The following is an 11773-nucleotide window of genomic DNA, read 5'->3' as shown; positions in this document are numbered from 1 at the left end:
GCTGTATTTAAATAAACAATACAGAAAAGTGGAGACGAATATGCTTATAAAAAAAGGCTGCTCTGATGAGCAGCCTTTTTCTTAATTTTTTGGAGCTGTAATGGTTTGATTGTTATTGCTGTATTTTCGAACAATGGTAACCTCAACACGACGATTCTGTGCACGCCCCTCAGCAGTGTCGTTAGTAACGATAGGGTGATACTCACCCATTCCGACTGCTTGGAAGTGTTTCGGATTAAGCTGAGAGCGTTCCAGTACGATTTTCATGAAGTTAAGCGCACGAGCAGAGCTCAAGTCCCAGTTCGATGCAAAGCGGCTATTCTTAATCGGAACGTTATCCGTATGTCCACGAATGATAATTTGGTAGCCTTTGTATGGCTTCAGCATACTGCCGATAGTCTCGGCAACTTTCTTCGACTCTTTTTTTAGTGTGGCATGACCTGAGTCGAATAGAGCACTGTCCTTAATTGTAATCCGAAGCTCGGAATGATTAAGCTTCATACTCAATTGATCGGATAAGCCATTCTTTTTCATATATTCATTCAATTGGGCTTGCAACTGCTCTAGCTGCTCTTGTTCTTTCTGAGCCTGCAAGTCTTTAGCGCGTTCCTTCGCGGCTTCTATCTCCATATTATCCGTCGTCTTCGGCGTCTTCGATGACTGTTCGAGCGGGACAGCTGAATCATGATCGAGGATATTGCTACCTCCACCAGTGCTGTTGAATGCAGAACTGAATGCAGCACTCATTTGTTCGAACTTCTGTGCATCGGCAGCGCTCATCGCATAGAGAACAAGGAAGAGAGCGAGCAAGAGTGTCATTAAGTCCGCGTATGGAATAAGCCATGACTCATCGGCGTGTTCTTCATGGTGTTCCTTGCGGTGCTTCTTACTCACCTCGGCCGTCCTCCTTCTGATTCAGCATTGCGCGCTCCGTAGGTGTTAAAAAGACGGAGAGCTTCTGATTGATAGCAATCGTAGATACACCAGATTGAATGGACAATAGTCCCTCAACCATCATAAGACGAATTTGTATTTCTGCTGAGGATAGTCGTTTCAACTTCGTCGCGATTGGATGCCACATTACATAACCTGTGAAAATACCCATTAGCGTTGCAACAAATGCTGCCGCAATCGCTTTAGCGAGTACATCCATCTGTGACATATCAGAGAGGGCAGCAATTAGACCGATAACAGCCCCGAGAACCCCGAGTGTCGGTGCGTACATACCTGCTTGAGAGAAGATAAGTGCGCCGGCACGATGACGTTCTTCGGTTGCGTTAATATCTTCCATGAGCACATCACGAACGAAGTCTTGATCATTGCCGTCTATAATCATTCGCATCCCACCACGTAAAAAGTCGTCGTCGATTTCATCGATACGTGATTCTAGTGCTAGCAAGCCTTCGCGACGAGTGATGGACGCCCACTCCATAAATAATTGAATTAGTTGTACACGATCGACCAATTGCTGCTGCTTGAAAAGAATTTTTACCAGCTGGGGAAACTTCTTGATCTCTTTCATAGGGAAAGCCATGAAGAGAGAAGCAGCCGTACCGACAAAAATAATCATAATTGCAGCAGGCTCGACTAGGCTGGTAATCGGGGCACCTTTAAGGGTCATGCCCACCAATACGGCAACGATACCGAGTACTATGCCTATCACCGTAGATTTTTCCATAATCCTACATCCACCTCATCCATGAGTATATTGATGCTTCCTGCGGTTGCGATCACCTTTATTCATGCGAACATGAAATTGCGATGCAACACCCTATTTATCGGCAAATTGTAAGCAAAAATTTAGATGTGAATCAAGGATGAACGAGGAAGCTTGTCAAATTTGGGGGATAGATTGAACATATGCTACAATATCGACAATAAGATGTTGCAGCAGGAGAGGGGTTATACGGAATATGGCAGTTTCCTTTACTCGACCTTACAAAGCGATACTCGACGACATGTCCGAGGCGCTCATTCGCATACCGAATGCTTACGCGAGTCTAGATATGGAGCAATTAGATTGGGAGGGATTAACTCCCGAGGAGCAGAAAGAAGTCATGGAGGCGCTGGCGGATGATTTGTTCTACGGCTTAGGTAAAGAGCGTCTTCAGTTCATTGGGGATGGCAGTATTCACTATGATCGTGAATTCGCACATTTTGAGTTTATGTTTAATAATGAGACGGTTGCTACGGTTGGATTGAAGGAAACAGAGTAGATCCAACTCTGATACATAAGCAGCATCTATAATTTCGTCTTAGCTATCAGTGCTATTTCCATAACGCAATGAGGAAGGGATGAGGATATGGTTAGTCCAAGAATCAGTGAGCAATCTTTGTATATGGAAGTGTCCGAGTTGCATCAGCAGTTGAACAAGCAAGGACAAGAACAGAAGCAACTGCACGTTATCGATTGTCGTTTTTGGCTGGACCAGCCTACCAAAGGCTATGAATCTTATTTGATTGGCCACATTGTGAATTCCGTTTATATGGATCTGGATCATGACTTGTCATCTTCACGTAAGGAGCATGGCGGTAGGCATCCTCTCCCCGAGCCGGAGCAGTTGGCACACACATTAACGCTTCATGGAATAAGCAAGCAGGATACAGTGGTTGCTTACGATGAGCAGGGCGGGGCAATGGCAAGCCGCCTAAGCTGGCTGCTGCAGTGGATAGGTCATGAAGGGGACGTATACGTGCTTAATGGAGGATACGCCGCTTGGCAGCAGGCAGGGTTTGCAAGCGAGGCAGGTACAGCCAAGCCACGTTCAGGGCTTGAGCAGCCCTATGAACCTAATGTTCGGCTTGAGCTGGTGGCGGATATTGAAGAAGTACGCTCTAAGCTGGGCAGCTCTAGTGTGCGTCTGATCGATTCTCGCGAACATGCACGCTATATTGGTGAAGTAGAGCCAATTGATCCGAAGGCAGGCCATATCCCCGGGGCATTGCATCGTTTTTGGCGTGATGGGTTGAATGAACAAGGATATGTTCGTACAAATAGCGATGAGCAGGATGCTTGGCATAAGCTTGTGAATGGGGCAGAGGAGATTATTGTATACTGCGGTTCAGGTGTGACCGCTTGTCCGAATGTACTGTCACTGTGGCGTTCCGGTTATCGTAATGTGAAGCTATACGCTGGCAGTTGGAGCGATTGGTGTTCGTATGAGGGGGACCAGTCTCCAGTTTCGACGGGCGAGGAATAATTACGAGAAGTCTCCTTAGATATGTGTTGAAGGGCAAGTGCGACTACAATCGTCGAATAAGGGTAGTGACGCCTATAGAGGTAGGCTGTTACTACCTTATTTAGTTTGTCCTATAAGCATGCTCAAACTATTTCTAATGATTAAGGTGAATCTAATGATAATAATAAATTAGATTGAGTTTGATTTCTTACTATAAAGTAACTAGAATAGTTAGGTGCTATTTTTCTAAACTTGTTGCATACCACAATTGTTGATATGATACTCTAGTGAATGGGTTTCATTTCATGTTCATTTCTGTTTCAGTGATAACGTATTGGATGCACGGATACATCAAAGAATTCACAGATCATAATTAATATTGATTATTTAAAGGAGTTTAATAATGGAAAATTGGATTACGGGCATTATGAATGATTTCGGTTATATAGGCGTTTTCCTATTGATCGCAATTGAAAATTTATTTCCGCCGATTCCCTCAGAAGTCATTCTAACGTTTGGCGGCTTTATGACCACCTACTCTGATATGAGTGTAGTAGGTGTTGTTATCGCTTCTACATTGGGATCTATCGCAGGAGCAATCGCACTTTATTACATCGGCTATATCATTGACGTGAATAAGATGGAGCGTTTTGTTGGTAAGTATGGTCGCTTCTTGCAATTGACCCCTAGTGATGTGACGAAGACTTACAGTTGGTTTACGAAATATGGCGTATGGGCAGTATTCCTTTGCCGCATGGTTCCATTGCTTCGCAGCCTGATTTCAGTACCAGCAGGTAGTACGCGTATGAACTTCGGATTGTTTATGGTACTGACAACGGTCGGTTCACTAATCTGGAATATCGCGTTAGTTTCGGTTGGTGCTGCTGTTGGTGCTTCATGGGAAACAATCGTTTCTTACATGGACGCGTACTCTAATATCGTATATGCGCTTATTGCTCTAACGGGCCTAGGTGTCCTAGTGTTCATATTTAAAAGAAAGAAAAAAGCAAACTAATCTTTTATATGATGATAAACCCACGATAAATGGGGGCTTTATAGGCTGTGGTAGGTCGTCGGATGACGATCGATCACAGCTTTTTTATATACCATTCCATTCATTTTAAAATAGAAGCCAGCCTCTGAACGCCTATCTCTATTTCCTCTTCGGAGTATGGGAGTAGGGCAGCGGGAGTAGTCTAAATGATTAAAAGGCCGGAAGTCTCCTCTTGGGGACTCCGGCCTTACATATCTGAAAACTATGATTCACTTACTTTGAATTTTCCGATACTTGCAGAGACAACTTCGCTCAAGGAGTGAAGACGTTCTGCTGATGCATACAACGACTGGAATGCTGCAAGCTGATCGGAGGATGAAGCGCCGATCATTTCCGTTGTGGCAGCTGCTTCGGCAGCAACATTGGATATTTCTTTGATGGCATCCACAACATGACTTCGTAACTGTTCAATTTGTTGAATGTCACTGTTAACCGTATGAATGGAGGTAACGATCTGTTCGAAAGTGACAAACATCGATTCGAAGACAGTGCCTGCCTCAGCAACGATTTGGCTTTGTTTGCTCGCATTCTGCTCCGTCATTTTCATAATGGATAACGTATTATTGAATTCATTATTAATATTGGAAATGGTATTTTTAATTTGTGTTGTAGCATCGAATGATTGTGTTGCAAGTTTACGAATTTCAGTGGCAACCACCCCAAATCCTTGCCCTGCTTCACCTGCACGTGCCGCTTCAATGCTTGCATTCAAGGCAAGCAGCTTCGTTTGCTCGGTAATATCATTAATCGTTTGAACGACGACACTAATATTTTTCATATTATCGGCCAATCGAGCAATTTCCACAGTAGCTTTGCGCTGCACTTCATCAGCTTGAGCAGTATGCTCCTGTAGATCACGGACTTTATTCATACCGCTGCCTAACACTTGCTCGGCTTGAGAGGATAGGCCGTTAATTTCCTTGCTCTTCTCACTAACCCGCTCGATGTTATTAGATAACTCTAACGTACGCTGGTGTGCAGCCTCTGTTAATGAAGCTTGGAGAGTCGCACCATCTGCAATATTTACAATGGCTTTCTGGATACTTTCACTCGTAGCCGTTGTCTCCTCAGAGATTGTACTCAACTCTTCGGCAGATTCACTAACATCTTGTATCGAGCTTCCTACGGTAGCAATTAGCGTTTGGGTTTGGTCGATCATTGTTCTAAAGTCTTTAGACAGCGCTCCGAGCTCGTCTTCTGCCATGGACTGAATCTGTACCGTAAGATCCCCTTCGGCCACTCGTTTCACATTGTCGCGCAAGTGGCTAATTGGACGGTTAATGGAGCGGATAATACCCCATCCTAGTAGTGAACTGAGTAGTACACATAAGAGGATAATGATAACGGTAGACCAAAGTAAAAATTGATAGTTCTGTTTGACTTCGGTACGCATTCGTTCATTTTCCTCGTTGTATAATTCACCGATTGCATCCAAATTTTCTTCCATACTGTTGAACTTGCTATATCCTTCACTGTATGAAAGCTGAATCCCTTGTTGGCGGACCGCAGGATCTTTGGATGAAATGTCTTTTAGAATGCGTTCCGCAATTGCCTCAAACTCTACTTTGGACTTGTTATAAGTTTCAATAAGTTCCATCTCTTTGGGAAGAGAGAGATTGTTTGCGACATATTCGTTAAATCTTGTATGGGACTGATTTTTTTGTTTTTCATAATATTCGAGCTGACTTTTAAATTTATCAGTGCCGGGCTCATACATATGGAGCGATCTTTCAGCGGTTATCCATTGGTAAAGGTCGATTCCTACCGCTCGTATGAGCTCGGTATTTTGTGCGTGAACATTTAAATTTTTTTCCAGTGTACTTTGTACTTTATAAAGATTGTATAGACCCGTCCCCCCGATAAAAAGGTTCGTTAAAAGGGCTACAGCGACTGCAATTAGTACCTTGGTACGAATCGATATTTTCTGAAATAGTATTCCGGATCGAATTGGAATTGGTTGCCCCTGTTGTTTCATCTCTCTATTATCCCCTTATTTTCATGGTAGTAGCGCAAACGTAATTCATAATTCTAATAATGCATAAAAAAGAATATAATAGGTTGCTGAATATATGTTAATGCTAGCATAATAAACTAGGTTGATCTAGTAAGGAAGGCATAGGCTGGCAATCATTCTAAATTAGTTAATCATTCGTGTTCGTCCCGCCCAAAACTTCTTTCTAATAGCTGCTTTATTTAACTTTCCTACCGTTGTTCTAGGAAGATTATCGATGATTTCTAATCGAGTAGGAACCTTGTGGCTAGCTAGTTTACGATAGAAATATTGCTGCAACTCACTTAACGTAATCCATGATTTTTTATTCAAGGTTACGACGGCTGTAACTTCTTCTCCCTCATCTGGCAAAGGAGTTCCAATTACAGCAATTTCACGAATGGAAGGATGCGTGCATAGTACTTCTTCAACTTCAGAACAGTAAACATTTGAACCATTTACAATAATCATATCTTTTTTTCGATCTACGAGATATAAATAACCATCTTCATCGAATTTCCCCAAGTCTCCAGTATACAGCCATCCATTTCGAATGGCTTTCTGCGTTTCCTCCGTATTGTTCCAGTAGCCCAACATCATCTGCTCGCCTTTACAAATAATTTCCCCCACCGTTCCTAATGGGGCGTCGTGACCGAATTCATCGACGATACGTATTTCAAAAGGTTGTTGGCCCCAACTTGTTATATCAGATGGATTGCCAACAGACAAAAGTCGCTCTAATTTACCATTAATAAAGCAATGGTTTACGGGCAAGAAACTAATACACTGGCCACTTTCCGTTTGTGAATAGACCTCTTTGATTTGAGCATTAGGAAAAACTTCACGTGCTTTATGTAGTGTATCTATACTGATAGGTGCTCCTCCGCAAGAGATCCCTTCAATGGATTCCAAACATCGATCCTGTATGCCTTCCATCGTGACAATATCCCTAAGCAAAAGACCGACTGTGAAAAGAAATTTTACTTGCTCGCGCTCAATGATATCAATAACTTCCTTAGCTCGCAAAGGATAAGTTTCCGCATAAATAAGACAGCCACCTTCATACAAGGTTGTCCAGAGCATAAATTGTCCAGTTACATGAGCCTGATTGAGCACGATGGATTTCTTTGTAGGATTGTGCCCTCCACCTTTCTTTGGACTCATAAAAGACCAATGACTAATACTGCGATGGGAATGCATGACACCTTTAGAATGACTGGTTGTACCCCCTGTATAAATGATGAGTGCTATTTCATCCGGGTCAGGCTCATACCATTGTGTTAGCGGTGGAGATGTGGCAATGAATCTTTCTATGGAGTGTGTATCACCACTAGCCTGCAAGGGAATAGAGTGAGTACTGTTTAGTAAAGAGATGATACATTCTTCTACTTGGACATGATGAGAGTCATATATAATAGCGATGGGGTCTGCACTTTGAAGTATTTGATTCATTTCATTAGGTACTAGGTTAGGGAATAATGTGACTGGAATAGCACCTATTGCTACTACAGCGCATTCAGCAATAGCGAGATAAGGAGATGGATGACTTAGCAAGGCTATTCGATCCCCAGGCTTGAAACCTAGTCTATGAAAGCTATAGGCGACGCAGTTTACTTGATGCAGTAGTTGCTCATAAGTAAGGGTGAAGTTTTGACGCTTGATTGCATAATTGGTTGGATGTATGTCTGCAACAGTGGGTAATATTTTCGATAGCAGCATGTTTTTCCCCCTATGTAAGGTAACTCAAGTATTCATCATAATCACTCTTGCTGCCTTACTTAGAACGTATCATTATAACGAGTTTACAGCAATGACTTTTCCCCTCATTATGGATAAATTTTGTTGCTGTGTTGCGTTTAGTTGAGGGTAATTTTCATTTGAAGAGCTCTCTTATTGCATCTCGGAAAGTAATGCAGTTCTATACATATGAAAAATGGCCGAAGGCACCTCGAATAGATGCCTTCGGCCATTCATGTTTATGACTTATCCATTCATATTAAGGAATTACTTTCCATACTCCAGCGCTGCCGGGTGTTTCACCTTGTGTCCACCATTTTGCTTCATAACTCACACCGTTATACGTCACTTTGCTGCCGCCTACGTAAGCTGTTGTTGCATTCCATACAGGGTAAGTAGCTGATTCAGGCATTGTGGTGACATTCAACACATTGCTTGCTGCGGATACATTGCCAGCGGCATCAATGGCTTTGACCGTGAAGGCATAACTCGTATTCGGCGTTAGGCCTGTAACAAAATATTCGATTGCTGTTCCTGGGACAGTTGTAATCAACGTAGTACCTCGGAATATTTGATATCCAGTAACTCCGATATTATCTGTTGAAGCATCCCACATTAAAGGGAGGGTTGTTGTTCCAATCATGCCCATAACATGCAGGCTACCTGGAGCTGTTGGGGCTGTTGTATCTGGCCCGCTGGCAGAGAGGGTTTTGAAAGTTACCGTATTGCTTGCCGCAGATACATTTCCAGCAGCATCAATGGCTTTGATCGTAATGTTGTAGGTTGTATTGGCAGTCAAGCCCGTCAAGGTAGTAGTCAATGCTCCGTTTGTAGTCGCAATTTGGTTGGAGCCATTGAAAATACGATAGCCGACTACACCTGTATTATCTGTGGATGCATTCCAATTAATATTAGCGCTAGTCGTGCCAATATTGGATGCTGCAGCACTTGTAGGAGCTGTTGGAGCTGAAGTATCGGAGCTTCCACCTCCAAAGTTAACATCAATAACGTTATAGAAAGCATTGAGTGTATCAGAAATTTCCCATACCGCGAGGATTACTTGATAGCCTGTCCGGCTAGGGACGTTACAAGTATCAGAATAAGTGCCGCCTGGCTTCTGTCCATTGGAAGATACGCTACAGAATGGGTTTAGATCGAAGGATGCGCGAGTAAGTGGGGCGTTAGGGTCCCAATTTTGCTTGGTGATGTAATATTTCCAGCTTGCTGTTGCGTGGGGGACTTTGATACTCCAGTTAAAGGTATTCGAACCTGCGCTTATATTAATCTTTGACCAGCGAGTAGAGGATTGCTGATCAAGTTGAGAGAACATGCCAACACCAGCACTTGCAATTTTCCCATCAGCAGGCCCGCCAGAGGGAAATCCTTTTGTTCCTTCGAGACTGTATGGCTCATAAATAATCAATCCACAGTTTGCATTTACGTTGTTCGCACAAAGACCTGCACGACTGTTGGTTACGTAACCGTGTGCAGAGGCTTGATCAGCTAGTATGAGTGACACGGTATAGAGGAGTACGAGTGTAATACCGCCAGCGATAAGAGTTTTTAACGGATGGTTATTTGATAAGCGTAAAGAAGACATTATAAATCCCTCCATTTTCATATTCATTAATAGACAAACGTAACCTGTGGAACAGGTATTAGCACTAGCTCTTGTTTCTTAGAGCCGTAGTCTGCCTGTTTGTTGACATAAAAAAATAACCGCCTCCCTTCGTCAGTACGAATATAGATAAACTCTTAGTAGAGACTATCTCCGTTCCTTACCATATCTGTAGAAAGCGATTTCACTAGTATATATGCAAGAAACTAGAAACAACACTATCATATCCATGCTGTAAAAAATGAGCAATACTGATCTCGCTGCAATTATAATTTTGATTCTATGGATACAGGTGCCGCAGCTGTCGTTTAAGCAATATGACTTAGACTCCTACTCGCATGCAGTTCTGGAATACTACTCAGTTTCGAGATATGTCGGATTTTCAAAGTCTACTTTGAGTTTTTTTGGTAAGAAACATAGCACGTGGGGGGTCCTCTTGAAGTCCTTTGCTGGTGAATACAGATAGATAAAAGCCGCTAAGATTTCTGGCGGCTATTGTCATCATTTATGATTTCAAGAATCTATGAATTACGTTTGTTACTAGGGTCTGTGCGCAAACCTATTTGAGCCATAAACGAATGGAAATCAGCGTCAAAAAAGCCATGAACATGTTCGTAGTTTTTTCATAGCGAGTGGCTAGGCGTCGATAATTTTTAACTTTGTTGAAAAAACATTCTATTAAGTGTCCTCTTTATAGGTTTCAGAATCCACAGGCCAATTGATTGATGCAAGTGGCGGATCACATTTGTAAAATGGCCATCGCTAATGGCAACAAGACCGTAGATCGAATTGGCAATCGATTGCGCGGTCATCTCTATTTGAACACTCCCCCAACCAACTGCTTCCCACAGTGCCTGATGCTCCAGAACTGTTAGGGGGCGTGCTATGATTTTGAATTGTGTTTGTGGTTCAACATATTCGACATCTATTAACCACCTATTCCTCCAGAATTGGTGGCTGTACATCTATTATCGATAAAAGCGTATATGGTTTGTCTCAATTTGTCAGCAAGAAGCATACTTTTGAGCGACATGAATTATACATGGAAAGGGAGGTGATGGAACAATGATTTACACAGTAAAACCTGGAGATTCCATTCATCATATCTGTCACAGTTTCCAAGTCACATTAGAGCAGCTCATGACCGCAAACCGACTGACCGTCCCCTCGGTTACTTCGGGTCAATCACTGGTCATTCCAATAAATACAAGGAGCGAAAGCCACGATACGGAGACAGGTGAAGCAGATCCATGGGAGGAACAGAACGAAGATGATCCTTCAAGGAGTGTAGTGCCCCATCCTGATCAGACTATACCTATAGACGATCCGTGGCCAGAAGATAGTAGGAAAGGCTCAATAATAGCTACATTTACAGCGAAAGATCTTAAAAATAAACGCATTCCAATCTACCTTGCGAGAGCGGCTTATTTTTTTATGAGTAAGATGGCAGTAGAAGGAGAAGGACCTTATTCCATTTGCGACAGTAAAAGAGGATGCCCTAATTTTTTCAGAAGCGCAAAGACTCCATTTTATGTACTGCCTCGCAATACAAATTGGGGCAGTATAGGAGACTATGGGGTGGTCATCAACACAAGAACAAAAAAAACTACGTATGCCATTTTTGCAGATTGGGGTCCTGATACTAAGATAGGTGAAGGTTCATTCTATCTTGGTAGGAGACTCGATATAAAAGATATTACGCCAAACCCGAATCAAGGGTATGAACCTTTTGGGGTCGTATACATCGTCTTCCCCGGCTCTGCTAACGGCATTAGAGCGGTTAAAACTGTAGAGGAAATAAGAAAAGAGGCGCACGAGGCTTTCAAGAAATGGGGCGGTTGGCCACAAGCCAAGTTCGTACTTAAAGAGCATTATAATATTACATTGTAGTGACTGTTTTATAAAGGAGGAAGGATGATGTGGCATATTGTTCAACCAGGAGATTCTTTATCCCGGATTTCCCATCGTTTTAATGTACCGGTGGAGGCACTGGTCGAAGCCAATCAGATCCACAACGGTACAATCTATATCGGCCAGCAGCTTTTTATTCCTCCAGATGCGCGAGTTAGACTGACCTATACGGTGAAGCCGGGGGATACATTAGACTCCATAGCCCGACAATTCGGCACCACCAAGCAAGCGATCATGCAAGCCAATGGCTTAGACAGTGATTTTGTCGTTCCAGGGCGAGTACT

At 42.9% G+C, this 11773-nt stretch carries 10 protein-coding genes; 5 read left to right on the top strand and 5 right to left on the bottom strand.

The annotated features are described in order from the left end of the window. Positions 1-81 precede the first annotated feature (81 nt). Positions 82-894, bottom strand: a complete 813-nt coding sequence (locus tag NQ117_RS23030; protein WP_258280364.1) for a flagellar motor protein MotB — start codon at positions 892-894, stop codon at positions 82-84. Next, positions 887-1678 (bottom strand): flagellar motor stator protein MotA, encoded by a 792-nt coding sequence (gene motA / locus NQ117_RS23025; protein WP_258280363.1) that lies wholly within the window; start codon positions 1676-1678, stop codon positions 887-889. The genes NQ117_RS23030 and motA overlap by 8 nt, the downstream gene beginning before the upstream one ends. Before the next feature lie 235 nt (positions 1679-1913). On the opposite strand from motA, the gene NQ117_RS23020 reads away from it, so the two are divergent. From NQ117_RS23020 to NQ117_RS23010, 3 genes are all read left to right on the top strand, one after another. Then, positions 1914-2216 carry a hypothetical protein gene (locus NQ117_RS23020; RefSeq protein ID WP_258280362.1) on the top strand — a complete coding sequence of 101 codons (303 nt, stop codon included), beginning with the start codon at positions 1914-1916 and terminating at the stop codon, positions 2214-2216. Between the two features lie 87 nt (positions 2217-2303). Continuing rightward, a complete protein-coding gene (locus NQ117_RS23015; RefSeq protein ID WP_258280361.1) occupies positions 2304-3200 on the top strand; it encodes a sulfurtransferase in 897 nt (298 codons plus the stop codon). 382 nt (positions 3201-3582) lie between these two features. After that, positions 3583-4194 (top strand): DedA family protein, encoded by a 612-nt coding sequence (locus NQ117_RS23010; RefSeq protein WP_258280360.1) that lies wholly within the window; start codon positions 3583-3585, stop codon positions 4192-4194. A 241-nt stretch (positions 4195-4435) separates the two neighbouring features. Here NQ117_RS23010 and NQ117_RS23005 read toward each other — a convergent pair whose 3' ends face one another. The 3 genes from NQ117_RS23005 to NQ117_RS22995 all read right to left on the bottom strand — a co-directional run bounded on the left by NQ117_RS23005 (position 4436) and on the right by NQ117_RS22995 (position 9560). Then, positions 4436-6208, bottom strand: a complete 1773-nt coding sequence (locus NQ117_RS23005; RefSeq protein ID WP_258280359.1) for a methyl-accepting chemotaxis protein — start codon at positions 6206-6208, stop codon at positions 4436-4438. Between the two features lie 162 nt (positions 6209-6370). Beyond that, positions 6371-7942, bottom strand: a complete 1572-nt coding sequence (locus NQ117_RS23000; RefSeq protein WP_258280358.1) for a class I adenylate-forming enzyme family protein — start codon at positions 7940-7942, stop codon at positions 6371-6373. Between the two features lie 277 nt (positions 7943-8219). Further along, complete coding sequence (locus NQ117_RS22995; RefSeq protein ID WP_258280357.1) at positions 8220-9560, bottom strand: lytic polysaccharide monooxygenase; 1341 nt, start codon at positions 9558-9560, stop codon at positions 8220-8222. A 1083-nt stretch (positions 9561-10643) separates the two neighbouring features. Between NQ117_RS22995 and NQ117_RS22990 the strand changes: the two genes are divergently transcribed. Further along, a complete protein-coding gene (locus tag NQ117_RS22990; protein WP_258280356.1) occupies positions 10644-11468 on the top strand; it encodes a LysM peptidoglycan-binding domain-containing protein in 825 nt (274 codons plus the stop codon). Positions 11469-11492: 24 nt separating this feature from the next. Beyond that, the coding region (locus tag NQ117_RS22985; RefSeq protein WP_258280355.1) for a LysM peptidoglycan-binding domain-containing protein at positions 11493-11773 on the top strand (281 nt) is incomplete at its 3' end.

The sequence above is a fragment of the Paenibacillus sp. SC116 genome (assembly GCF_024733555.1).
Taxonomy (GTDB): domain Bacteria; phylum Bacillota; class Bacilli; order Paenibacillales; family Paenibacillaceae; genus Paenibacillus_B.
This window is presented reverse-complemented; position numbering and strand designations above follow the sequence as displayed.

Coding starts and splice junctions, on each gene's coding strand:
- NQ117_RS23005 (WP_258280359.1), bottom strand. CDS start 6,208: ATGAAACAACAGGGGCAACCAATTCCAATTCGATCCGGAATACTATTT.
- motA (WP_258280363.1), bottom strand. CDS start 1,678: ATGGAAAAATCTACGGTGATAGGCATAGTACTCGGTATCGTTGCCGTA.
- NQ117_RS23015 (WP_258280361.1), top strand. CDS start 2,304: ATGGTTAGTCCAAGAATCAGTGAGCAATCTTTGTATATGGAAGTGTCC.
- NQ117_RS22995 (WP_258280357.1), bottom strand. CDS start 9,560: ATGTCTTCTTTACGCTTATCAAATAACCATCCGTTAAAAACTCTTATC.
- NQ117_RS23000 (WP_258280358.1), bottom strand. CDS start 7,942: ATGCTGCTATCGAAAATATTACCCACTGTTGCAGACATACATCCAACC.
- NQ117_RS23020 (WP_258280362.1), top strand. CDS start 1,914: ATGGCAGTTTCCTTTACTCGACCTTACAAAGCGATACTCGACGACATG.
- NQ117_RS22990 (WP_258280356.1), top strand. CDS start 10,644: ATGATTTACACAGTAAAACCTGGAGATTCCATTCATCATATCTGTCAC.
- NQ117_RS23010 (WP_258280360.1), top strand. CDS start 3,583: ATGGAAAATTGGATTACGGGCATTATGAATGATTTCGGTTATATAGGC.